The organism is Lawsonibacter sp. JLR.KK007 (assembly GCF_036941135.1).
In the GTDB taxonomy this organism is placed as follows: Bacteria; Bacillota; Clostridia; order Oscillospirales; family Oscillospiraceae; genus Lawsonibacter.
Map to the genome: position 1 here is coordinate 794,815 of NZ_JAYWSY010000002.1, position 23,875 is coordinate 818,689.

General features: G+C 61.6%; 23 protein-coding genes and 1 pseudogene. 4 read left to right on the top strand and 20 right to left on the bottom strand.

Annotated features, from left to right (window positions below; genetic code table 11):
• The 12 genes from recD2 to pyrE all read right to left on the bottom strand — a co-directional run bounded on the left by recD2 (position 1) and on the right by pyrE (position 12,057).
• Positions 1-2,202, bottom strand: a complete 2,202-nt coding sequence (gene recD2 / locus VV088_RS13820) for an SF1B family DNA helicase RecD2 (protein WP_334601290.1) — start codon at positions 2,200-2,202, stop codon at positions 1-3.
• 20 nt (positions 2,203-2,222) lie between these two features.
• Positions 2,223-2,555: a hypothetical protein gene (locus VV088_RS13825; protein ID WP_334601291.1), complete on the bottom strand. Its 333-nt coding sequence runs from the start codon at positions 2,553-2,555 to the stop codon at positions 2,223-2,225.
• A gap of 45 nt (positions 2,556-2,600) precedes the next feature.
• Complete coding sequence (locus VV088_RS13830; RefSeq protein WP_334601292.1) at positions 2,601-3,098, bottom strand: COG2426 family protein; 498 nt, start codon at positions 3,096-3,098, stop codon at positions 2,601-2,603.
• 109 nt (positions 3,099-3,207) lie between these two features.
• On the bottom strand, positions 3,208-6,030 hold the full coding sequence (gene uvrA, locus VV088_RS13835; protein WP_334601293.1) for an excinuclease ABC subunit UvrA: 2,823 nt from the start codon (positions 6,028-6,030) through the stop codon (positions 3,208-3,210).
• Positions 6,031-6,062: 32 nt separating this feature from the next.
• A complete protein-coding gene (locus VV088_RS13840) occupies positions 6,063-6,425 on the bottom strand; it encodes a hypothetical protein (RefSeq protein WP_160664432.1) in 363 nt (120 codons plus the stop codon).
• Between the two features lie 14 nt (positions 6,426-6,439).
• Complete coding sequence (locus VV088_RS13845) at positions 6,440-6,955, bottom strand: hypothetical protein (RefSeq protein ID WP_334601294.1); 516 nt, start codon at positions 6,953-6,955, stop codon at positions 6,440-6,442.
• A 16-nt stretch (positions 6,956-6,971) separates the two neighbouring features.
• Positions 6,972-7,754: a DUF3788 family protein gene (locus tag VV088_RS13850; RefSeq protein WP_334601295.1), complete on the bottom strand. Its 783-nt coding sequence runs from the start codon at positions 7,752-7,754 to the stop codon at positions 6,972-6,974.
• A gap of 12 nt (positions 7,755-7,766) precedes the next feature.
• On the bottom strand, positions 7,767-8,246 hold the full coding sequence (ybaK, locus tag VV088_RS13855) for a Cys-tRNA(Pro) deacylase (protein WP_334601296.1): 480 nt from the start codon (positions 8,244-8,246) through the stop codon (positions 7,767-7,769).
• An 18-nt stretch (positions 8,247-8,264) separates the two neighbouring features.
• The gene (locus VV088_RS13860) at positions 8,265-8,411 is read right to left on the bottom strand and encodes a hypothetical protein (RefSeq protein ID WP_334601297.1); all 147 of its coding nucleotides are present in this window, start codon (positions 8,409-8,411) and stop codon (positions 8,265-8,267) included.
• A 14-nt stretch (positions 8,412-8,425) separates the two neighbouring features.
• A complete protein-coding gene (gene uvrB / locus VV088_RS13865; protein ID WP_334601298.1) occupies positions 8,426-10,396 on the bottom strand; it encodes an excinuclease ABC subunit UvrB in 1,971 nt (656 codons plus the stop codon).
• A gap of 72 nt (positions 10,397-10,468) precedes the next feature.
• Positions 10,469-11,197 (bottom strand): JAB domain-containing protein, encoded by a 729-nt coding sequence (locus VV088_RS13870; protein WP_334601299.1) that lies wholly within the window; start codon positions 11,195-11,197, stop codon positions 10,469-10,471.
• Positions 11,198-11,385: 188 nt separating this feature from the next.
• Positions 11,386-12,057 carry an orotate phosphoribosyltransferase gene (pyrE, locus tag VV088_RS13875; RefSeq protein ID WP_334601300.1) on the bottom strand — a complete coding sequence of 224 codons (672 nt, stop codon included), beginning with the start codon at positions 12,055-12,057 and terminating at the stop codon, positions 11,386-11,388.
• 203 nt (positions 12,058-12,260) lie between these two features.
• On the opposite strand from pyrE, the gene VV088_RS13880 reads away from it, so the two are divergent.
• Together VV088_RS13880 and VV088_RS13885 are read left to right on the top strand one after the other, a co-directional pair.
• Positions 12,261-13,424, top strand: a complete 1,164-nt coding sequence (locus VV088_RS13880) for a sensor histidine kinase (RefSeq protein ID WP_334601301.1) — start codon at positions 12,261-12,263, stop codon at positions 13,422-13,424.
• Complete coding sequence (locus tag VV088_RS13885) at positions 13,421-14,128, top strand: response regulator transcription factor (protein WP_334601302.1); 708 nt, start codon at positions 13,421-13,423, stop codon at positions 14,126-14,128. Before VV088_RS13880 ends, VV088_RS13885 begins: the two co-directional genes overlap by 4 nt.
• A 656-nt stretch (positions 14,129-14,784) precedes the next feature.
• Here the strand turns inward: VV088_RS13885 and VV088_RS13890 are convergent.
• The 3 genes from VV088_RS13890 to VV088_RS13900 all read right to left on the bottom strand — a co-directional run bounded on the left by VV088_RS13890 (position 14,785) and on the right by VV088_RS13900 (position 17,357).
• The gene (locus tag VV088_RS13890) at positions 14,785-15,462 is read right to left on the bottom strand and encodes a DUF2461 domain-containing protein (RefSeq protein WP_334601303.1); all 678 of its coding nucleotides are present in this window, start codon (positions 15,460-15,462) and stop codon (positions 14,785-14,787) included.
• Positions 15,463-15,535: 73 nt separating this feature from the next.
• Positions 15,536-17,107: a VanW family protein gene (locus tag VV088_RS13895; protein ID WP_334601304.1), complete on the bottom strand. Its 1,572-nt coding sequence runs from the start codon at positions 17,105-17,107 to the stop codon at positions 15,536-15,538.
• The gene (locus VV088_RS13900) at positions 17,019-17,357 is read right to left on the bottom strand and encodes a hypothetical protein (RefSeq protein WP_334601305.1); all 339 of its coding nucleotides are present in this window, start codon (positions 17,355-17,357) and stop codon (positions 17,019-17,021) included. Before VV088_RS13900 ends, VV088_RS13895 begins: the two co-directional genes overlap by 89 nt.
• Positions 17,358-17,707: 350 nt before the next feature.
• On the opposite strand from VV088_RS13900, the gene VV088_RS13905 reads away from it, so the two are divergent.
• Positions 17,708-18,892, top strand: a complete 1,185-nt coding sequence (locus VV088_RS13905) for a 5-bromo-4-chloroindolyl phosphate hydrolysis family protein (RefSeq protein ID WP_334601306.1) — start codon at positions 17,708-17,710, stop codon at positions 18,890-18,892.
• 32 nt (positions 18,893-18,924) lie between these two features.
• On the opposite strand, the gene VV088_RS13910 is transcribed toward VV088_RS13905, so the two are convergent.
• From VV088_RS13910 to VV088_RS13925, 4 genes and pseudogenes are all read right to left on the bottom strand, one after another.
• Entirely contained in the window at positions 18,925-19,401 is a 477-nt protein-coding gene (locus VV088_RS13910; protein ID WP_334601307.1) for a dihydrofolate reductase, read from the bottom strand.
• Between the two features lie 34 nt (positions 19,402-19,435).
• Complete coding sequence (thyA, locus tag VV088_RS13915; protein ID WP_334601308.1) at positions 19,436-20,266, bottom strand: thymidylate synthase; 831 nt, start codon at positions 20,264-20,266, stop codon at positions 19,436-19,438.
• Positions 20,267-20,412: 146 nt separating this feature from the next.
• Positions 20,413-20,556 (bottom strand): annotated as a pseudogene (locus VV088_RS13920) (sporulation transcriptional regulator SpoIIID); the annotation flags it as partial.
• On the bottom strand, positions 20,546-22,081 hold the full coding sequence (locus tag VV088_RS13925) for a recombinase family protein (protein WP_334601309.1): 1,536 nt from the start codon (positions 22,079-22,081) through the stop codon (positions 20,546-20,548). The pseudogene VV088_RS13920 and the gene VV088_RS13925, both read right to left, overlap by 11 nt.
• A gap of 167 nt (positions 22,082-22,248) precedes the next feature.
• Between VV088_RS13925 and VV088_RS13930 the strand changes: the two genes are divergently transcribed.
• The gene (locus tag VV088_RS13930; protein ID WP_334601310.1) at positions 22,249-23,652 is read left to right on the top strand and encodes an ATP-binding protein; all 1,404 of its coding nucleotides are present in this window, start codon (positions 22,249-22,251) and stop codon (positions 23,650-23,652) included.
• A 19-nt stretch (positions 23,653-23,671) separates the two neighbouring features.
• On the opposite strand, the gene VV088_RS13935 is transcribed toward VV088_RS13930, so the two are convergent.
• On the bottom strand, positions 23,672-23,857 hold the full coding sequence (locus tag VV088_RS13935) for a hypothetical protein (protein WP_016317029.1): 186 nt from the start codon (positions 23,855-23,857) through the stop codon (positions 23,672-23,674).
• Between the last annotated feature and the right edge of the window lie 18 nt (positions 23,858-23,875).

Consider the following 23,875-nt stretch of genomic DNA (forward strand, 5'->3'; position numbering starts at 1 on the left):
TTACGACTCCGTCAGCCGCGCTCTCAGCCCGGAGTACCGCTTGGCCTGCCGGTTGTTGCGCACCATCCCGGCCACCACGGCGGGGTCGCCCACCACGATGAACAGCTCTCTGGCCCGGGTGACGGCGGTATACAGCACCCCCCGGGTCATCAGGACCGGCGCGCCGTCCAGGGCGGCCAAGATCACTGCCCGGTACTCGCTGCCCTGGGCCTTATGTACCGTCACGGCGAAGGCGGGCTCCAGCTCCCCCAGCATGTCCGGGGAATACTCCACCACCTTGCCGTCAAAGTCCACGGTGATGACCTCCTTCTCGATGGAGCGGATCACCCCCACGTCCCCGTTGAACATCCCCATGCCAGAGTCGGTCCCCTGGTCCTCCCGCCACAGGATGTCGTAGTTGTTGCGCACCTGCATCACCCGGTCTCCCGCCCGGAAGATCCAGTCGCCGAAGCGGCGCTCCCCCTTCCCCTCCAGGGGCGGGTTCAGCGCCGTCTGAAGGGCCTGATTCAGGGCGCGGGTGCCCGTCCCCCGGCGGCGGGTGGGGGACAGCACCTGGATCTGGTCGGTGGGGATACCCAGCCGCTCTGGAAGGCGGCGGCGGCACAGGTCCACCACGGTGTCCACCACCGCAGCCGGGTCCCGCCGGGGCAGGCAGAAGAAGTCCCCCTGGTTGCGCAGCAGTTCGGGGACCTGGCCCTGGTTAATCTGATGGGCGTTGCAGATGATGGCGCTCTGGGCCGCCTGCCGGAAGATCTCTGTCAGCCGGACGGTGGGCACCACCCCGCTGCGGATCAGGTCAGCAAACAGCGCCCCCGGCCCCACCGAGGGCAGCTGGTCCGGGTCGCCCACCAGCACCAGGCGGCAGTCCCCCTCCAGGGCGTCCAGCAGGGCGGCCATGAGGGGCACGTCCACCATGGAGGTCTCGTCCACAATGACGGCGTCCGCCTTCAGGGGGTCGCAGGAGTTTTTGGTGAACACCAGCTTGCCGGAGCGGGGATCGAAGCCCGTCTCCAGCAAGCGGTGGATGGTAGAGGCGTCGGTGGAGCACAGCTCCCCCAGCCGCTTGGCCGCCCGGCCGGTGGGGGCGGCCAGGGCAGTCTCCAGCCCCAGCCGCTCAAAGAGTGCCAGCACCCCCCGCAGACAGGTGGTCTTGCCCGTGCCCGGCCCGCCGGTGAGGAGCATCACCTGCCGGTTGGCGGCCAGCTCCACCGCCGCCCGCTGCTGGGGGGCGTAGGAGATGCGCTGCTCCCGCTCGATGCGGCCGATCAGCTGGTCCAGCCCCTCCAGAGGCAGCAGCTCGGCCCGGCTCATTTCCAGCACCCGCTGGGCGATGTACATCTCCGCCTCATATAGGGCGGGGAGGTACACCGCCTCCTGCCCCGCTACCGTCTCGCACTCCGCCTCGCCCCGCTGGATCAGCGCGTCCAGCCCCTCCTCCAGCAGGTCGCCGGGGACCTCCAACAGCCTGGCGGTGGCCTCCAGCAGCTTGTGCCGCGGGAGAAAGGTGTGGCCGTTGTTGTAATTGTTGTGGCTCAGCTCAAAGAGCAGCCCCGCCTCCAGACGCAGCGGGTCCTCCGGCCCCACCCCCAGGGACAGGGCCAGGGCGTCCGCCTGAGAGAACTCCACCTCAAATTCCCGGTCCACCAGCAGATAGGGGTTGGCCTTCACCACCTCCAGGGCCACATCGCCGTAGGCCCGGCGCAGGGACACGGCCAGCTCCATGGGCAGCTGGTGCTCCCCTAAAAACTCCAGCAGGCGGCGGGTCCCCATCTGCTGGCGGAAGGTCTCCCCGATCTGCACCGCCCGCTTTTTGGTGATGCCTTTGATCTTGGTCAGCTGCTCCGGGTCGTCCTCGATGACGGCAAGGGCGTCCTCCCCGAACTCCTCGATGATGAGCCGGGCGGTGGTCTTGCCCACCCCCTTCACCGCCCCGGAGGACAGGTAGTGAAAGATCTCCTTCAGGCTCTGGGGCAGGCGGCGTTCCACCACCTCCGCTTTCAGCTGGGGGCCGTAGGCAGGGTGACGGGTCCAGCGGCCCCGGACGGACAGATACTCCCCCGGCGCCACCCCGGCCATGGTCCCCACCACGGTGACCTCCTCGCCGCGGACGTCCAGCTTGAGGATGGCGTAGCCGTTCTCCTCGTTCTGAAAAATAACGGCGGAGACGGCGCCCTCCAGCAGCTCCAGCTCCTGCTCTGACATAGGGCGCCATCTCCTTTCCTTCAGCCCTCCGCGATGTAGTCCGCCAAATCGCCGGCCGGCCACAGAATGACCCCGGGCCAGCGGGCGGTCAGCCGCAGGGCCAGCTCCCAGCCGGCGGGGGTCAGGCCCACGTCGGCGATGACAATGGGGCAGCGCAGCAGCCCCAGGCCCCGCAGCCAGAGAAAGGACCGGACCTGCTGCTCCAGCGCCTCCCCGCCGCCCCGGCCGGCCAGGACCACCTTGGCCTCCCGCCCCGGCAGGGGGCGCAGCAGAAGCCCGAACAGCCACCAGCCCACCAGGGCCAGGCCAAGTATGCAGACCACGGCCAGGGCCGCGTCCCAGAATGTACCCACAGAGCAACACCTCCGGGCCATTCTATGCGCCGGCGGGCCAGATGGTCAAACCGCCCCGGAAAACAGGTTGACTCCCACATGGGTCAGGGCCAGCATAATCCCCCCGGCGGTGAGCACCCCCATGGTGATGGCGGGCATGGCTTTTTTCAGCCGCATGTCCAAAAAGGCCGCGGCCATGGCCCCCGTCCAGGCCCCCGTCCCCGGCAGGGGGATGGACACAAAGAGCCACAGGCCCAGATATTGGAACTTCTGCACCTTTTTTCCCTTCAGGTGGGCCTTTTTCTCCAGGCGGTCCACCAGAAAGTTGAGGCGGGGCAGATGCCTGCGCATCAGCATAAAAATGCGGCGGATATAGACGACGATGATGGGCGCGGGGATCAGATTGCCCGCCACCGCCGCCGGAAAGGCCAGGTAATAGGGCAGCCCCAGAGCCACCCCGAAGGGGATGCCCCCCCGCAGTTCGATCACCGGGAGCATGGACACCAGCATGGTGAAGATGCATTTCCCCGTTATGGTCGCCGTGAGCCATTGAAACAGTTCCATGAAACTCTCCTAATTCAGGCCGGAATCGTCCGTCCGGTCCAGCAGATCGTCGGTGGTCACGCCGAAGTGGTCGGCCAGAAATATCACCGTCGTGGCGGGGACGTGAGTTTTAGAGCATCTTCCGCAGATACTGCCCCGTATAGGACCCCGGGCAGGCGGCCACCTCCTCGGGGGTGCCGGTACAGACGATGTTCCCGCCGCCGTCGCCCCCCTCGGGGCCCAGGTCGATGATGTGGTCGGCGGTTTTGATCACGTCCAGGTTGTGCTCGATGACCACCACTGTATTGCCCCCCTCCACCAGCCGCTGGAGTACCTCAATCAGCTTGTGGACGTCGGCGGAGTGCAGGCCGGTGGTGGGCTCGTCTAGAATATAGATGGTCTTGCCCGTGGACCGTTTAGACAGCTCGGTGGCCAGCTTCACTCGCTGGGCCTCGCCGCCGGACAGCTCGGTGGAGGGCTGTCCCAGCTTCACATAGCCCAGGCCCACCTCCTCCAGGGTTTTCAGGCGGTTGTAGATTTTCGGCAGGTTCTCAAAGAAGGGCAGGGCCTCGTCCACCGTCATCTCCAGCACCTCGTAGATGTTTTTGCCCTTGTAGCGCACCTCCAGCGTCTCCCGGTTGTACCGCCGGCCCTTGCACACCTCGCAGGGGACGTAGATGTCCGGCAGAAAATGCATCTCGATTTTCAGCAGGCCGTCGCCGGTGCAGGCTTCGCACCGCCCCCCCCGGGTGTTAAAGGAGAACCGTCCCGGGCCGTAGCCCCGGCTCTTGGCGTCGGGGGTAGAGGCAAAGAGGTCCCGGATATCGCTGAACAGGTTGGTATAGGTGGCAGGGTTGGACCGGGGGGTCCGGCCGATGGGGGACTGGTCGATATTGATAACCTTATCCAGGAACTCCTCCCCCTCAATGCGGTCGTGCCTGCCGGCGCGGGTCTTGGTGCGGTTCAGGTCGGCCCCCAGCTTTTTGTACAGGATCTCGTTGACCAGGGAGGACTTTCCGCTGCCTGACACCCCCGTCACGCAGGTAAAGGTCCCAAGAGGGATGTCCACATCCACATGGCGCAGGTTGTGCTCCGCCGCGCCGAACACCTTTAAATAGTGTCCGCTCCCCTTCCGCCGCTCCGACGGAACGGGGATCTTTTTCCGCCCGGTGAGGTAGTCGCCGGTGACGGAGGCGGGGTTGTTCATGACCTCCTCCGGGGTGCCGGCGGCTACGATGACGCCGCCGTTCACCCCCGCGCCGGGGCCTACGTCGATGATATAGTCGGCGGCGCGCATGGTGTCCTCGTCGTGTTCCACAACCAGAAGGGTGTTGCCCAGGTCCCGCAGCTCCTTCAGGGTCTCCAGCAGCTTGTCGTTGTCCCGCTGGTGCAGGCCGATGGAGGGCTCGTCCAGGATATACAGCACCCCCATGAGGGAGGAGCCGATCTGAGTGGCCAGCCGGATGCGCTGGCTCTCGCCGCCGGAGAGGGTGCCCGCCTCCCGGGAGAGGGTGAGGTATTGCAGCCCCACCGACTGGAGGAACCCCAGCCGGTTTTTGATCTCCTTCAGGATCTGGGCGGCGATCATGGTCTGGGTCTCGTTCAGGACCAGCTTCTCCACAAAATCCAGCGCCTCGGTGACGCTTTTGCGGCAGTAGGTATCGATATCCAGCCCGCCCACGGTGACGGCCAGGGATTCCCGCTTCAGCCGCCGCCCCTGGCAGGTGGGACAGGGGCACTGGGACATGCACTCCTCCAGCTCCCGCTTCATGGCGTCGGACTGGGTCTCCCGGTAGCGGCGCTCCAGGTTGTTGACGATGCCCTCAAAGGGCTGGTACAGGGTCCCCTTGCCCCGGGGCTGGTCGTAGTGGAGGGTGAGCTTCTCCCCGTTGGTGCCGTAGAGGACGATATCCATAATCTCCTTGGGCAGGTCCTTGACGGGGGTGTTCAGCTTGAACTTGTACTTTTTCGCCAATGCGTCGAAGTACATCCGGGATATGCCGTCCGACTTGATATTGTTCCACCCAGAGGCGGTGATGGCCCCCTCCACGATGGACAGGTCCTTGTTGGGGATGATCAGCTCTGGGTCAATCTTCATCTGAGAGCCCAGGCCGGTGCAGGTGGGACAGGCCCCGAAGGGGTTGTTGAAGGAGAACATCCGGGGGGACAGCTCCTCAATGGACACGCCGCAGTCCTCACAGGCGTAGTTCTGGGAGAACATGATGTCCCGGTCCTCCCCCACGATGTTGACCACCACCAGGCCCCCCGCCAGGTTGGAGGCCACCTCCACAGAGTCGGTAAGGCGGCGGGCAATGTCGTCCCGGATGACCAGCCGGTCCACCACAATTTCAATGTGGTGCTTCTTGTTCTTGTCCAGCTTGATCTCCTCGGACAGATCATAGAGGGAGCCGTCCGCCCGGACACGGACATAGCCCGACTTTCGGGCGTCCTCGAAAATTTTGGCGTGCTCCCCCTTCTTCCCCCGGATCACTGGGGCCATCACCTGGATGCGGGTGGCCTCGGGGAGGGCAAGGACCTGGTCGATGATCTGGTCGATGGTCTGCTGCTTGATCTCCTTGCCGCAGATGGGACAGTGGGGGGTGCCCACCCGGGCCCAGAGCAGGCGCAGATAGTCGTAGATCTCCGTCACCGTGCCCACGGTGGACCGGGGGTTCTTGCTGGTGGTCTTTTGGTCGATGGAGATGGCCGGGGACAGGCCGTCGATGTAGTCCACGTCGGGCTTCTCCATCTGGCCCAGGAACATCCGGGCGTAGGAGGACAGCGACTCCACATACCGCCGCTGGCCCTCGGCGTAGATGGTGTCGAAGGCCAGGGAGGATTTGCCCGAGCCCGACAGCCCGGTGAGCACCACCAGCTTGTCCCGGGGGATTTTGACGTCGATGTTCTTCAGGTTGTTCACCCGCGCGCCCTTGACGGTGATGTGTGTATGCATGGCTTTGTTCTCCTTGTACGCAAATATCGAGTTTACAGAAGTATACCCGCCAAACGGGGAATAGGCTGAAAAATCAAAAGTGCCAGGAAGGCAATGACGACAAAAAACTCCCAGGCCAGCCCGCAAAACAGAGTGAAACGGCCCAAGAAACCTTTTAAAGTCGGGTCTCGTCTGGCATAGGACGCCTTCAGCTTCCCTTCCCGCTTCCATTTCGCCCGGATTTTCAACAGGATCCAAAGAATCAGCAGATTTGGCACCAGCAGAAGGACCAGAATCACATTGAGCAAAAGGACATGGGCCGCAGCCCAAGTCAGAACCGCCTCCAAAGCCATACCGATATAAAAGGCCGGAATCATTAGAAGAAATATCCATCCGAACAGCGCCATAAAGGCCATCGTGCCCGCCCCCCTTACTCCGCCCGCTCCGCCTGGAAGAAGGCACCGTCGCAGTAGATAAGCAGACTGTCGCTGCCCAGGACAACGAAGTCCCGGCCCAGAAGCCGGTTTTGGCCGATATTCCCCTCAATATTCACCGTGACGTGGAGCAGCATGGAGGCCGACACTCCCAGCTCGGAGGGAGCCAGCCCACAGGCTGTCTCGAAGCCCTCCGCCGTGACGATGTCCTCGGCGTAGGCTGTGCCGGGCAGAAATTCACAGGTGATCCCCTCGGCCGTGAAGCTGTCCTCCCCGTAGGAGAAGGTCAGCCCCACGCAGGCATCCAGCTCCTCCTGGCTCATGGCGCAGGTTGGGGCAGTCCCCAGACAGGCGGTCACCGCCCAATCCCCGAAGTAGGCGGGCACGATAGCCTCCGGCTCTGAGGCGGAAGCCGAAGTCCCCGATGAGACCGCCCCCTCCTTCGGCACGGGTCCGCAGGCGGACAGAAGCAGGATCGCGCTGAGCAGTATAACAGAAAGATGTATTTTCATCCCGCGGCACCTCCCTTTACATGGCATTGCGCGGGGGCTTTGCCTTCATCAGAATCAGCCGCTGAATCTCCTCCAGCTGCTCCGGCTTTTTTACATCCATCACCAGCCACTTGCCGCCGTTGAAGGGCGGAGTCTCTTCATACAGCTTGCGGAACGGGGCGGAGAAGGTGGGCAGAAGGGGCTCCAGCCCGGCCACCTCCTTGGCCCTCAGGGTCACCATGGCGGTGAACCAGCCAGAGCGGACATAGAGGGCGCACAAGGCCCTGCTCCCCTTTTTATATTTCACGTTCCATCCCCGGTCCATGGAGCACCGGCTGAACTCGATGGAGGGCTCCAGCTGATAAGTCTCCTTCATCCAGTCCGCCAGCTCCTCCAGAAGGGGGTTGTTCACCCAGGCCCCAATGTCGGACAGGGCGGGCTTCGTATGCTGGGGCCAGGCCACGTCCCAGGGCACAGGGCCCTCCGCTTTGGCCGGGTCCTTCTTTTTGGGGGCCTTCTTCCTGGGCAGGGGGGTGACCTCCTCGGCCAGGCGGACCGCCTGGCGCAGGGTATCCCGGTCGTCGGGGTCCAGGAGATAGTGGTCCTTGGCCCCCTGGTAGGGCGGCTCGGTGGGGCGGCCCCGGAGCAGCTCCTCCAGACAGGGCAGCATCTTCACCATGGGCCGGTCGCCGCAGATGATGAGCACCGGCTTGTCGTTGAGGTAGACCATATACTCCCCGAACATCTTTCGGGAACGGACGGCCCCCAGGCCCTCCAGCTGCTCACAGATGTAGTTGGCAAAATCAGGGCTGCTCGCCATAGTTTTACCTCCTCAAACGGTCAAATCCGCCGTTGTCCCGCCCACCAGAGCGATCAATGCGGCGGGGTCCAGCTCCACCTGAAAGCCGATCTTCCCGGCGGAGACGCAGATGGTATCGAACAGCTCCGCCGTCTCATCGAAGACGGTGGGGTACTGCTTCTTCATCCCCACCGGGGAGCAGCCGCCGTGGACGTAGCCCGTCAGGGGCAGCAGCTCCTTCTGGGCGATCATGGCGACCGACTTCTCCCCCACGGCTCTCGCCGCCTTTTTCAGGTCCAGGCTGTCCCCCACCGGGATATCGAACACATACAGCCCGCCGGAGGCCCCCCGGGCCACCAGGGTCTTGAACACCCGCTCCGGCTCCTGCCCCAGCTGCCGGGCCACGCTCACCCCGTCCGTCCCCGCCAGCTGGTCGTAGGCGTGGGCGGTATAGGGGATGTTTTTTTGCTCCAACACCCGCATTACGTTGGTTTTTTCTGTCTGTCCGGCCATTGCCGCCACATCCTTCCCTTACAGCACCAGCAGCTGGCGTCCCCAGAGCACATAGGCCCCGCACAGAAACACCAGCAAAAGCTCCCAGATGATCAACAGGAGCAGGCCGTATTTCACCATAGTCAGCAGCATCGGCCACATGAAAACGATGATCAATCCGCCCATGGACGGCGCCTCCCTTATTTTCCCCGCAGCTCGATGATCTGGTCCCGGAGGGCGGCGGCCAGCTCGAACTCCAGCAGCTTGGCGGCCTCCCGCATTTCCTTCTCCAGCCTGGCGATGCGCTCCGCCTTCTGCTGCTTGGTCAGGCCGGCCACCTCGCCCCGGCGCTCGGCGGTGTCCCCGTCGTCCTGGGCGGCCAGATCCAGCAGGTTGCGCACCGACTTGATGACCGTCTTGGGCACGATGCCGTGGGCCTTATTGTAGGCGTCCTGCTTCTCCCGGCGGCGCTCCGTCTCGTCGATGGCCCGGCGCATGGAGGGGGTGATGGTATCAGCGTACATGACCACCATGCCCTCCGCGTTCCGGGCGGCCCGGCCGATGGTCTGAACCAGGGAGGTCTCCGACCGGAGAAAACCCTCCTTGTCCGCGTCCAGAATGGCCACCAGGGACACCTCGGGCAGGTCCAGGCCCTCCCGCAGCAGATTGATGCCGATGAGCACCGAAAACAGCCCCATGCGCAGATCCCGGATGATCTCCATCCGCTCCATGGCGTCGATGTCGTGGTGCATGTACCGCACCTTGATGCCCGCCCCCTGAAGGTAAGTGGTCAGGTCCTCCGCCATCCGCTTGGTGAGGGTGGTCACCAGAATCCGCTCGTTCCGGGCGGTGCGGGTGTTGATCTCACCGATCAGATCGTCAATCTGGCCCTCCACCGGACGAACTTCAATGAGCGGGTCCAGCAGGCCGGTGGGACGGATGACCTGCTCCACGATCTGCCCCGACCGGGTGCGCTCGTATTCCCCCGGTGTGGCGGAGACGTAAATCAGCTGGTTGACCCGCTTCTCAAACTCCTCAAACTTCAGCGGCCGGTTGTCAAAGGCGCTGGGCAGGCGGAAGCCGTAGTCCACCAGGGTGGTCTTCCGGGCCCGGTCCCCGTTGTACATGGCCCGCACCTGGGGCAGGGTGACGTGGCTCTCGTCAATGAACATGATAAAATCTTTTGGGAAATAGTCCATCAGGGTGTTGGGAGGCGACCCCGCCGGACGCCCGCCGATGATCCGGGAGTAGTTCTCGATGCCGGAGCAGTAGCCCAGCTCCTGGATCATCTCGATGTCATAGAGGGTGCGCTGCTTGATGCGCTGGGCCTCGATCAGCTTGTTTTCGCTCTCGAACAGGGTCACCCGCTCCTCCATCTCCTTATAGATCTCCTGGACCGCCGCGTCCAGCTTCTCCTTGGGGGTGACATAGTGGTTGGCGGGCCAGACCGGGATGTTGTTCAGCCGCCGGATAGGGGAGCCGGTGACCACGTTGATCTCGGAGATGCGGTCGATCTCGTCCCCGAAGAACTCCACCCGGATGGCGTTGTCCTTCCAGTAGGCGGGCCAAATTTCCACCGTGTCCCCCCGGACCCGGAACATGTTGCGCTCGAAGGCGATGTCGTTGCGCTCATAGCGGATGGCGATCAGCCGTTTGAGCAGCTCGTCCCGCTCCAGGGCGGCCCCCACCCGGAGGGAGATCATCATCTTTCCGTAGTCGTCCGGCTCGCCCAGGCCGTAGATGCAGGACACCGACGACACCACGATTACGTCCCGCCTCTCCAGCAGAGACGCGGTGGCGGACAGCCGCAGCCGGTCGATCTCCTCGTTGATGGAGGAGTCCTTCTCGATGAAGGTATCGGTGTGGGGGATATAGGCTTCGGGTTGGTAGTAGTCGTAGTAACTGACAAAATACTCCACTGCGTTGTTGGGAAAAAACTCCTTGAACTCGGCGCACAGCTGGGCGGCCAGAGTTTTGTTATGGGCCAACACCAGGGTGGGCCGCTGGACCTGCTCAATGATCTTGGCCATGGTAAAGGTCTTTCCGGAGCCGGTCACGCCCAGCAGGGTCTGCTCGTCCAGCCCCATCTCGATGCCGTTTGACAGGGCTTCGATGGCCTCCGGCTGGTCGCCGCTGGGGGTATATTCGGATACCACTTCAAACTTAGGCATGCGTTTCACCTCAGTGCCCTCTATTGTAGCAGAACTAACGTTCCATATCAAGAGGGAAATCGAACAAATTTTTCACCACAGGTTGGTATGGATCAGCTGATAGCTCCTCCCCGGACCGGACGCCTCCGATTCCTTGATGGAGACCAGATCTCCGTCCGAGAAAATCAGGTGGTCCATCATCCGCAGGCCCAGCGGCTCCAGAACCGTCCGAACCAGGCTGGTGGTGTTGATATCCTCCGGGGAGGGCAGCGCCAGGCTGCTGACATGGTTGTGGGCAAGGTAAAAGAAGGAGGCCCGCAGCGCCAGACACTCCTCCGCCACCCGGCGGATGGTCACTTCCGAGCTGCTGTTGTTGCCCTCCGAGATTTTCCGGACGCCCAGCAGCTTCTCCTTGGCGTCCAGGCACAGGACGTAGACCATCTCGTTGCGCACACCGTAAAAATAGGGGGCCAGAACGTGTCCGGCCTCCGCAGTGGTCTGGATGAGACTGCCCGGCCCGGTGCGGCCCTCCAGATAGCGGCCCACCACCGCCGGGATCAGCTTCAGCAGGGTAACCGAGTGCTCCCCCATCCCTTTCACCTTCATCAGCTCGCCGGGCAGGGCGTCCAGCACCCCGTCCAGCGTGCCGAACCGGTCGATGAGCTCGTGGGCCAGAGGATTCACATCCCCCTGGGGGATGGCGTAGAACAGCAGCAGCTCCAGGACCCGGTGGTCGGGCCAGCCATCCACGCCCCGAGCGCAGAACTCCTCCTTCACCCGCCCCCGGTGGCCGGTGTGGACAGCTCTCTTTTTCTCCGCCATGAAGCCCACCTCTTTCCGCAAAATGTCAGTCGCTCAGGGACGCGCCGATGACCACAAAAAGATCCGCCCTCCGGTCATATACCGGCCAGCAGGCACCGGTCCTATTTGGCTGCCAACAGCCGGGAAACGGGTGATCGGTCAGCTCAGTCACCTCTCAGCCTGATCAACGCACATGCCGGCGGCCCTCCTTACCTCGCCCCGTACTGGGCAAGGTAGTCCTCCATCTTCCCCTTCATATCATCGTCAATATAGACCTTTCCGTCCACCGGGTTGTTGTGGAGGAAGGAGATCACCTCCCGGACCGTGACGATGGGGAAGACCTGGATGCCGTAGTCCTGGCGCAGCTCGTCCAGGGTGGAGCAGTCCCGGGTTCCCCGCTCCATCCGGTCCACCGAGACAAAGAGGGCCTTCATGTCCACCTTGGCCACGTGCTTAAACAGCTCAATGGACTCCCGCACGGCGGTGCCGGCAGTGACCACATCCTCGATGATGGCCACCCGGTCCCCGTCCTGTGGCTTATAGCCCACCATGGAGCCCCCCTCGCCGTGGTCCTTGGCCTCCTTGCGGTTGAAGCAGTAGGGCAGGTCCCGGCCATAATTCCGGTACAGGGAGGCGGCGGCGGACACCGCCAAAGGGATGCCCTTGTAGGCCGGGCCGAAGAGGCAGTCGATTCCCTCCGGCAGGCGCTCCTGGATGCAGGCGGCGTAGTAGTCCCCCAGCTTGGCGGCCTGGGCTCCCGTCTTGTAGTTGCCGGTATTGACGAAATAGGGGGTTTTCCGCCCCGACTTGGTGGTAAAGTCCCCGAAGGTGAGTACGCCGGAGCGCACCATAAAGGTGATGAATTCTTCCTGATAGGTCATGGCGGTCAAACCCCTTTTCTCTGTTTTGCGGCCTGGAGGCCGTAACGGTTTATTATACCACTCTTTTTCCCCGGGTACAAGCCCTTGCCGCCGCGGCATATTTCGGCTCTGTTAAGATTTTTCCTCTCCCCAGCCCGCTCTTTACCTTTTTCCGGACATTTGATATAATCAAACCAGTCCAACCTTGGAAAGGAGGCGGCTCCATGCCCCAGCATCTGAAGGACCTGTACCACTGGCTGGATGTGCAGGCCCACCGCGTCCCGGCCATCCCCCGGAACCTCGGTGTGACGGCGCTGTTCCTCTGCGCCGCCTACTGGACCAGCAGCATCCTCATCACCCATACCGGCGGAGAGAACAACTCCGCCCTGGTCTTTGTGCTGGCGGTGGCGCTGATCTCCCTGCTCACCTCCGGCTACTTCTACGGCATCGCCGCCTCCATCATCGGGGCCTTCAGCATCAACGTCTATTTTATGGAGCCCTACTCCGTCTTCTCACTCAGCCGGACGGGCTATCCGGTGGCCATGCTGTCCATGGTGACCATCTCCTGCGTGGTGTGTGCCCTCACCGCCCGGGTGAAGCGCCAGGCCCTGGAGGCCGTCCGCCGGGAGAAGAAGGCCAAGGCTCTCTACGAGCAGAACGAGCGGCTCAATGCGGAAAAGGCGGCCATCCAGCTTCAATCCGAACGCATCTCCATCCGGGAGAACATTCTGCGGGCGGTGTCCCACGACCTGCGCACCCCTTTGACCTCTATCTCCGGGGCGGCCTCGGTGCTGCTGGCCAGCCCGGACATCTCGGACAAAAACGCCGCTATGCTGGCCGACATCAAGCAGGACGCCGACGGACTGATCGTCATGGTGGAGAACCTGCTGTCCGTCACCCGGGTGCAGGACGGCACCATCCCCCTGAAAAAGCGGGAGGAGATGCTGGAGGAGGTGGCAGGGGACGCCCTGCTCGCCACCCGGCGGCGCTTCCCGGACTGCCACGTGGAGCTGGACCTGTCGGAGGACATCCTCTACCTGCCCATGGACCCGCTGCTGGTCAAGCAGGTCATCGTCAACCTTCTGGAGAACGCCATCCGCCACTCCGGCGACCTGGAGCACATCGTCCTGTGCCTGTACCGCCGGGACGACTGGGCGGTGGCGGAGGTTCGGGACCAGGGCCGGGGGCTGTCGCCGGAGGTGCTCCAGGCCATCCGGGCCGGCCAGCCCATGCCCCTGTCTGGGGACGCCACCCGGGGGATGGGCATCGGTCTGTCCGTCTGCCAGAGCATCATCAAGGCCCACGGCGGCTTTCTCACCGCCGAAAACCACCCGCAGGGCGGGGCGGTGTTCCGCTTCGGCCTGCCCACAGAAGGAGAGGGACCATGACCGAAAAACAGAGCATCCTGATCATCGAGGACGAGCGGGCCATCAGCAACTTCATCAGCCGGGCTCTGTCCGCCAACGACTACCGCACCATCCCCGCTTACACCGGCAAGGAGGGCCTGTCCCTGTTTTTCTCCCACGGCCCCGACCTGGTGCTGCTGGACCTGGGACTGCCCGACATGGACGGCCTGGATATCCTGGCCCAGCTCCGGGGCCTGCCCCGGGAGGCGCCTGTCATCATCATCTCCGCCCGGGACCGGGAATCGGAGAAGGTGCGGGCCCTGGACATGGGGGCGGACGATTACGTGGTAAAGCCCTTCGGCGTGTCCGAGCTGCTGGCCCGCATCCGGTCCGCCCTGCGCAGGGCGGACCGGCTCAAGCTGAGCCAGGGCATCCAGCGCAGCGTTTACCAGATCAAGGACCTGACCATCGACCTGGCCAGGCACCAGGTGACTTTGAGCGGGGAGGAGATCCACTTCACCCAAAACGAGTTCAAGATCCTGGAGCTGCTGGCCATCCACGCCGGAAAGGTGCTCACCTACGACTTCATCCTGGAACACATCTGGGGTCCCTACAGCGGCAGCGGCAGCAACCAGATTCTGCGGGTCAACATGGCCAACATCCGCCGCAAGCTGAAGGAAAACCCCTCCGACCCCAAGTACATCCACACCGAACTGGGCATTGGCTACCGAATGCTGGACGATTGACCCTCCCCTGCGGTCCAACGCCCCCTCCGGGCAAAGAAAAAGACGGCCCCCGGCCGCCCGCAGACAAAAAAGAAATGACCCTTGACTGCCCGTTTTGTAATCCGCTGCAGTCAAGGGTCATTTCTGTTCTGTCTTATTATCTAACATCATATGGCTACCTCCGTTTCTATTGGATACGCTCCGCCGCGTCCCCTCCAGCAATCCTCCAGTTCTTCCACGGCCATCCTTCTTGCTGCCGTTCTTACGGCTGAACTCCTCATATGTGAGGCCCTTGGCCGGATCGCTTTCCTGCTTGCTGTTCGGGCTGGGCTTTGCGCTGGCTGAATCCCGTGCGTTCTGGTCATCTGGAGACGCATGTTTCCTTCTCAGAATCCTGAAGCTTGCTTGTCTCTCCTTGGCTCCCTCTCACGGCCGATGCGAATTTTTAATACAGAATGATTTGACCACGCATCCGGTTTCAGCTGCTGGGGCGTTTACCTGTACATTGGACTCACCCTTCCTTGATCTGTCTATAATTTACCACACTAATGTAGTTTTGTCAATCTTTTTTGTTCGTTTTATTCAACAAATCTCGCCCCCTGTTTTTTACGTTTTGCATAATTCTCCGGAAATTCCTGCAAAAAGCGGCCCCGAACAAGCTGCTTCGGGGCCGCCGGTCACATTCCTTCCGGTTCCGGATCACCGGGCAGGGAGCAGAGGAAGCGGTACTGGGACACCAGTGACTTCCACCCCTCCAGCACCTGCGCGGCCAGCTTTGGGGTGAAGAACACGCCCTCGCAGTTGCACTCCCTGGAAAAGCTGATCCGCCGTCCGTTATACCAGGGGTAGAGCAGGGGCCCGGGATCGCCCTTGGGCCGCTTATACAGGTCGTTGTCCAGGACAAACTCCCCCCGCTTCTCCACCGCCCTGGCCAGCTTTTCCACCGGCTTCGGGTCCCGGTCGATCCGGGCGCGGAGCTTGGCCATAGTCACCGGCGGAACCATCCAGCAGCCCATGCCATAGCCGTAGTGGCTGGCGGCTACCTCGAACCAGAAGCAGGGGATGCAGCCGTCGCGCTCCCCTGGCTTGCGCAGAGAGAACCACAGGTGATCCTTATAGGGCCCCCGTCCAAAGAGCCGCCGGGCATCCCGGTAGATCCGGCTCACCTTGGGTTCCAGGCCCAGCTCGGGGTACGCGGCGGTCATCTCCTCGGTGAGCTGGGCGCACAGCTCACGGGTGGGACGGTCCACCAGGGCCAGGAATTCCTCCTTATGCGCCTGGAACCAGGGACGCTCGTTGTTCAATGTCAGGCCCCATAAAAAGTCAATGGTCCCCTGTGTATAGCCTTGAAACATAGTCATTCCTCTTTATCTGTCTTTTGATGAAAGCTCCCGCCCCTTTCGGGGCGGGAAGCGAACGGTCCGGGCCTCAGCCCGCTGCCTGACCAGGGTCGATGGGAGCAATACCGGAGTCGGAGGGCTGGGGAACCTCCGGCACGCTGGGGGACTGCTCGCCGGGGGTCTCCGGCGCGGCTGTACCAGGATCGGTAGTCCCGGGATCGGTGGTACCGGGGTCCTCCGGAACCTCCGTTGTGCTGGAACCGGCGGCGGGAGGCTGGCCGTTCACCCAGGTGGAGGGGTCGCCGTCGGCGGGATTGTAGTGGTAACTGTTGGGCCGCATGTTGTACTTGCTGGTGCCCATGTCCTGCTTCTCGATCTCGTTGCCGTCCTTGTCGTAGATATAGCGGTAGGTATGGGCGCTCCAGCCGGTATAGGCATACTGCTCCCGGTCCAGCACCAAGGTACCCCGGGGGACGCTCTCGTCCGGGACATAGACGGTGGTGGGAGCCACCTTGTCATAGGTGGTGCTCTTGGGCACGGCGTAGATGCCATCCGGGTTGGTGCCATAGATCTGCACGTTCAGGTACCGCTTGCCGTTGGAGTCGTAGCTGTTGGTGACGATCTTGATGGGGTAGTCGGTATTGTTCCGGAAGCGGAAATCCAGGCTGCCGTAATAGACGGTGGCGTCCATGCCCAGGGACACGTAGCCGGTGTTGAACTGGTGGTCGTGGCGCTCCACCACCTCCAGCGCGGTGTGAAGGACGGCGTAATAGATGGTGGAGGAGGTCTGGCAGATGCCGCCGCCGATGTCGTCCACCGACTGGCCGGCCACGTAGGTGGGAGCGTTCTTATACCCCTTGGCAGCAGTGCGGCTGCCGGTGGTGTTGTTGTAGGAGAACTCCTCGCCGGGGAGGAGGATGATGTTGTTGCACGCCTCGGCGGACAGCTTCACGTTGTGCTTCCGGTTGGCCGAGCCGGACACTGCGGTGGTGCCCTCCCCCAGCAGGTCCTTGAACAGCTGGCCCCCCAGGTCCTCCTTGGTCACCTTGGGCTGAGTGATGGTCAGCGGGATGGAGAAGGTCTCGCCGCTTCGGGCGGCCTGATAGGCCCGTTTCAACTCCTTCACGTCGAAATCGACGCCCACCACGTGGTCGGTAATCTCCATAGACTCCAGGTCCAGGGAGGCGTCCACCGCCTCGGTATAGATCTCCTGGTGGATGGCCTCAAAATCCGGGTCCTGCTGCTGGCTCTGGGAGGCGGACAGGGTGATGGTCTTTTCCACAAGACCCTCCCCGCTGCTCAGCCGCTCCTCCACGGCCTCCTGGGCGCTCTCCCGGACGCTGCCCAGCGTCTGATCCCAGTTGATGGTGGTGACCGGGGCTCCCTTGGTCATCACCAGCTGGTCCCCCTCTATCTGATAGCCGTGGTCCACTGTGGCGTCCTTCACGGCCTGCTCCATGTCTGAAACAAAGTCATCCAGAGCGAAATTCTCCTCCGCCAGGGGGAGCGGCACCTGACTGGACATGCCCAGCATATGCCCCACCAGCTGGGGGCCGCCGGTGAAAAAGTTCCTATGGCCGACCTGCTGGGCCGCTTCCACCCCCTGCTCCACATCCAGCGCCAAACCGGCGCAGTTCAGCCGTTTTTTCCAGGTCCTCATAGGCCAGGGTGAGGGTAACGTCCTGGCCCGCCTGATCCGCCGCAGTCCTGACGGTATCCCGGGCCTGCTCCACCGTCATGCTGGACACGTCGATCCCGGCCACCGACACGTTGGGCAGGATAACGTCCTGCCCGGCCGCCCAGGCGCAGATGCCCAGATAGGCCGCCGCCAGCACTCCCGCCGCCGCGCCGGCGGCGATGACCGGCAGCTTGCCGCCGCCCTTGCTTTTTGCTACGCGCTGTCCTTCCATTGCTGATCCCTCCTGTCCGGCCCGGTCCGGGCCGGCTGCACGCGGGCTTGCCCCGCGATGTTCATGTATGACTCCGGCTCCGCATTGTGAACCAATGTTATATTATAGCACGGGGAACTTTCAAAAGAATTACAGAATAGTTACAAGTCCCCTGAAAGATTCCGCCAATCCAGCGGCTCTTTTCCAGAAAAAAGCCGCCAGACCATTTACTTTTCGGCTCCGCTGCGTTATGATAGGGGCGGCGGTGTTCTGCCGCCATATCTTCACGGAATTTTAAGAAAAAATCAATTCCATTTTGGGAATTATCTGCTATGATAAGGGTCGTTAGGATTTATAAGGGGGGCTACCACATGTCTGACTATCAGGGCAAAAAAAGCGGCGGCGACGGCTTCTACTGGCTCATCGCCCTGGGCCTGATCCTCTCCGGCTTCGCCGCTCCCATCGGCGTGCTGATGATCGTGCTGAAGATGCTGAGCGGAGGAAAGAAACGGGGCCAGCATCCCTACAACACCCAACAGTACAGCCAGACCCGCGCCGGAGCCCGGACCACCTCGGCGCCCCCAGTCTGGGAAACGCCCGCCCAGGAGCCGCCGCCCGTCCGGAAGCCGGCCGCCAAAGCGCCTAAGAAACGGCCCGTCAAGGACCCGGTGGCCAAGCTGGACCGGAGGGGCAAAGAATGGGCCATCGCCGGGGGCGCCACAGCGGCAGGCTGTTTTATCGGCCTGGTCGGCAGTCTGGGGGATTGTCTGTACTGGCTGTTCCGGGGAGACTTCGCCTTTTTCATGGAGGAGCTCACAGGGCCGATGGTCCTGCTCTGCTGCGTCGCCGGCGGGCTGGGCGCTCTGGTGGCTGGACTGCGCAAGCAGAAACAGGCCCGGCGCTACCGGAATTACTTGGCCATGATCGGCCGGCAGACCTCCGTGTCCATCTCCGCACTGGCTTCGACCACCGGGCGGTCCCCCGCCAAGGTGCGGGACGACCTGGCCGACATGCTGGATGACGGCATCTTCCCCCAGGGCTTTCTGGACTACGGCGGGGACCGGCTGGTTCTCACCGGCGACGGCGTCCCGGAGCCCCCCAAGGCGCAGCCGGCGCCCCCTCCGCCCGCGAAGGAGGATGAAAACGCCATCCTTGCGGAGATCCGGGCCGTCAACGACGCCATCGACAACGAAAAGATGTCCGCCCAGATCGACCGGATCGGGGTGATCACCGCAAAGATTCTGGACTACCAGAAGAGCCACCCGGACAAGGCCGCCCAGCTCCACAGCTTCCTCAGCTACTACCTGCCCACCACCCTGAAGATCCTCCGGGCCTACGGCCAGCTGGAGGACCAGGAGATCTCCGGCCAGAACATCACCGCCGCCATGTCCCGCATCGAGGGGATGATGGACAAGGTGGTGGAGGGCTTTGAAAAACAGCTGGACCTCCTCTTCCAGGGGGACGCCATGGACATCACCACCGACGTGGAGGTGCTGGAGCGGATGCTGGCCAAGGACGGCCTGTCCGACCAGCAGGGCCTCACTTTGGGGCTGTAAGCAAAAACCGCCTCGGACCCGAGGCGGTTTTGTTATGCTCTTTTGTAGGTCACCCGGTGAAACTCGATCTCACCCTCCCGCTGTACCGGCCCCTCCTCTGCAATCCGCCACTTCGGATGCAGGTCCAGGTTGGGAAAGCAGCAGTCCGCCGGGAACGCCCGGTGAACCTTGGTCACATAAGCGGTGTCGCAGCAATCCAGCAGGGCCGCATACACCGAGGCTCCCCCGATCACAAAGGAGTCCTCGGGGGCCCGCTTCAGGAGGGACTCCAGGTCCGGGAAGACCTCCGCCCCCTCCGGGGCGAAATCCGGGTTCCGGGACAGGATCAGGTTGTTCCGGCCCTTCAGGGGCCGCCCGCCGGGGAAGGTAGCCAGCGTCTTCCGCCCCAGGATCACGGGGTGGCCCATGGTCGTCTCCCGAAAATACTTCAAATCGCCGGGGATATAGATGACCTGGTCTCCGCCGTTCCCGATCCCCCAGTTTTCATCCACCAAAACAATTGCTTTCACGGGAAGACCTCCAGTAATTTTTTGACCGTCCCCTTCACACCGCCACCGGGATCTTCCCCTCCAGGGGATGGGCCTGATAGCCCTCCAGGTGAACGCTGTCCGGGGTGAAGGCGTAGAAATCGGTGACACTCCCGTCCAGGCAGAACCTGGGGGCATCGAAGGGCGTGCGGGCGATGAGCTCCTCCACCACAGGAACGTGGCGGTCGTAGATGTGGCAGTCGGCGATGACGTGAACCAGCTCCCCGGCCTCAAAGCCGGTGACCTGGGCAAGCATATGGAGCAGCACGGCGTACTGCATCACGTTCCAGCCGTTGGCGGTGAGCATGTCCTGGGACCGCTGGTTCAGGATGGCGTTGAGGGTGCGTCCGGACACGTTGAAGGTCATAGAATAGGCACAGGGGTACAGGGCCATCTCGCTGAGATCGTGGTGGTTATAGAGGTTGACCATGATCCGCCGGGAGGCGGGGTCGTGCGTCAGGTCCCAGAGCGCCTTGTCCACCTGGTCCATGTCCCCCTGGGGGTAGTGGTGCTTTACCCTCAGCTGGTAGCCGTAGGCCTTGCCGATGGAGCCGGATTCGTCCGCCCAGGCGTCCCAGACGTGGCTGTTCAGGTCGTGAATGTTGTTGGACTTCTTCTGCCAGATCCACAGCAGCTCGTCCACCGCCGACTTGAGAAACTGCCTGCGCACTGTGAGGACGGGAAACTCCCGGCGCAGGTCGTAGCGGTTGACCACCCCGAAGAGCTTCACCGTGTGGGCGGGGGAACCGTCCTCCCACCGGGGGCGGACCTCCCGGTCCGTGTCCCAGACCCCTTTGGACAGGATGTCTTTGCAGTTCTGGATAAAGATCTGGTCGGCGCAGCTCATAGACGGCTCCCTCTTTTACACGTTCTTATTTGATCATTTTAGCACAAAAAAAAGCGGAACACAAGACATTCACTGCACCCCATTTGTTAGACAGTACGATATACCGAATCACAAGTGGGGTGCAGTTCAGATGTGCCCGCCTTTTTTCAAAGTCCTTTGTATTTCTTCCGCGTGGCAATGCCTCCCCGGATGTGGCGCTCGGCCTTGTTCTGCTCCAGAACCTCTTTCACCTGGAGGTAGAGCGTCCGGTTGAAGGTGGGCAGGCGCTCGGACAGATCCTTATGTAAGGTTATCGCTAATTAGAACGGTACTGTCCAGCCCTAAATCGCCCAAAAGGCGCAGGTAGATGTCAACATTCCCCTCTTTATCTACCTCGATCTTCTGTATAATACGCTTGAGCTGGGTGTTGGTCATCTGATGTACGTCGGTGATGTCCTCGATCTCCTTGAAGGTGCTGGTCAGGACGCTCTCCAACTGCTCCCCTTTGGTCAGGTTGTAGGAGATCATCTTCAACTCGTTCTCCAGCCGTTCGATCTCCTTGCGCATCCCGCCGATCTTGGCGTTCAGCTCGTCACGGGAGATCAGGTCGTCGGCGTACATATCCATGTACTTCTGCCGTGTCTTTTGCAGCTTGGTGAGCTGGGCGGTCAGCTCCTTCTCGTAGTCCAGGTTCTCGTCCTTGGCCTTGTAGACCTTCTGAAACTGGTTCACCACATAGCTGATGACGGACTTCTTTGCTTTCAGCAGTCCGGCGAAGTATTCCTGCAAGACCTCGATCAGTTCCTCCTCATCCACCGTCACGGCGTTGGGGCAGCTGTCGGCTCCCCGTCCGTTGTGACCGGAGCAGACCCAGCGTACATAGGTGTTTTTATAGGTGCGGACGGTACGCCGGAAAGACCAGCCGCACTCCTTACACTTGATGAGGGTAGAGAACAGGTGCTTATTGCTCTGCCGCTCCCGAGTGATCTTGAAAGCACTGTGCCGGGAGTGCAGGACTTCCTGTGCTTGTTGGAAGGTTTCATCGTCAATGATGCGCAGCTCGGGCTTGTCCACCACGATCCAGTCAGTTTCGTCCCTGTCCGCCCGCTGTCCGGTGAGGAAGTCCGTGACCTCCTGCTTGCCATTGATGATCTTCCCGGTATACAGCTCGTTTCGGAGGATATGCCCCACAGCGTTCTGGCTCCACTGGCAGTTGCGTTTGGTCTTCAGGCCACGCTCGTTGAGCATATTGGCAATCTTGGCGGAGCCGTAGCCCTCCTGGGTGTACCAGTGATAGATCTGCCGGATGACAGCAGCCTCCTCCTGGTTGATGGTCAGGTTAAAATAGTCCCCGATGGTTTTGTCGTAGCCGTAGACGATATTGGGAACCCGTCCCTTCTCGGCGTTCAGCTTCTTGCCGAACTTCACCCGCTTGGAGGTGTTGGCACTCTCCTCCTGAGCCAGCGCACCGAAGATGGTTAAAACAAACTCGCTGTTGCCCATGCTGGTCATGTTGGCGGTGAGGAACTGGGTCTCGATGCCCAGGGCTTTCAGCCTGCGGACATTTTGCAGCAGGTCAACCGTGTTCCGGGCAAAGCGGGAGATGTCCTTGACCACCACCATGTCGAACAAGTGGTGCTCGGCGTCCGCCATCATCCGCAGGAACTCCTTGCGATTCTTGATCTTCGTGCCGGACAGGCCCTCGTCAGCGTACAGGCGGATGAGGGTGTCTCCGGTACGCTTGGTGTACTCCGAAAAGAACTCCTTCTGGGCCTCCAGACTGTTGAGCTGGTCTTCTTTCTCCGTGGAGACACGGCAGTAAGCGGCGATGTTCATAGGTAAACCTCTCTATCAAAGTCGAAACGTTCTGCTATATCTGTATAATAGCATACCTCGGCCAGAGAATCAATGTAGAAATTTAGTGGGGCTGCCTTTAGTAAATCATAATTGACTAACCTACATCTGATGTGGTATACTAAATGAAAAGGAATGGGGGTGTTGCTATGTTTATTGGAAGAGAGCGGGAGTTGAAATCATTGGAGCAGCTATACGCATCAGGCAAGTTCGAGTTCGCCGTTGTGTATGGCCGCCGCCGCGTGGGAAAGACGGCCCTTCTGACCCAGTTTATCCAGGGTAAGAAAGCCATCTACTTCATGGGCGTGGAGAGCAATGCCAAGCAGAACCTGGAGAACCTCAGCAAGAGCATCCTGGAGTACGCCAGCGGCATTGCGGCAGAGACGTCTTTCATGTCCTTCCAGGCGGCGTTGGAATATGTGTTTAAGCTGGCAGAGAAAGATCGGATCGTCCTTGTGCTGGATGAGTACCCCTATGTGGCTCGCTCTTCCAAAAGCCTTGCCTCCACCTTGCAGCTCCTGATCGACAAAAATAAGGATACCTCCAAGCTGATGTTGATTCTCTGCGGCTCGTCCATGTCCTATATGGAGGATCAGGTGTTGGCATACAAGGCCCCGCTCTACGGCAGGCGCACGGCACAGATGAAACTGCTGCCCTTCGACTTCGAGGAAACCTGCCGCTATTTCAACCACTTCAAAGGCGAGGACAAGGCGTTGGCCTACGGGATCGTCGGAGGGACACCACAATACCTGCTGCAAATCAACGACCGTCTGAGTATTGAGGAAAACATCAAGAACACCTTCCTCAATCCCATTTCCTTTCTCTATGAGGAGCCGGTGAACCTTCTGAAGCAGGAGGTGCGGGAACCAGCCATTTACACGGCAATCATTACCGCCATTGCAGCAGGGGCTTCTCGGATGTCGGAGATTTCAAGCAAGGTCGGCGAGGATACCAACGTCTGCGCCAGCTACATCAAGAATCTCATCAGCCTGGGGATCGTGCAGAAGGAGACTCCCTATGGGGAGAAGGCTTCCCGTAAGTCCCTGTACTCCATCGAGGATAATATGTTCCGCTTCTGGCATCGCTTTGTGCTGGAGAACAATTCCTTGATTGCCCGTGGAGCCGCTGACCTGGTGTACCAGCGCATCGCGCCGCAGCTCGGCCACTACATGGGCAAGGTGTTTGAAGAGATATGTAAACAGTATCTTTGGAAGCTGCTGCTGGATGGGCGCTCCCCGGTGGAGTTTGCTTCCCTGGGTCGCTGGTGGGGGAATGATCCTGTTGAAAAGGCCCAGGCGGAGATCGACATATTGGGGGAGCAGGACAAGACTACCGCCCTCTTTGGCGAGTGCAAGTGGACGAACGAAAAGGTTGACCTGGGTGTGTTAGAGACGCTGCTCCACCGCAGCCGGTTGTTCCCATACAGCAAGGTACACTATTTTCTGTTTTCCAAGTCCGGCTTTACCAAGGGCTGTATGGAGAAAGCAAACGAGCTGGGTAATGTGACGCTGGTCAGCTATGATGATATGCTGAAGGCTATGGAATGCAGATAAAAAAGAGGGACACCCCGCATCATGCGGAGTGTCCCTGGCAGCGATCCGGTCCCTCATCGGCAGCGAGGGTGGTATCGGCGGCATTTTGTATTGCCGCCTCCACCTTTCCCGCGTTGGCCTCAATTAAAATTTTTAGTATGTAGTCGGCGGTCACTGCCGCTGGGTTGGGATCGTGGAACCGGTAGTTGAGCTTGCGCTGCTTCATTGCGGCATTGCCACCTCC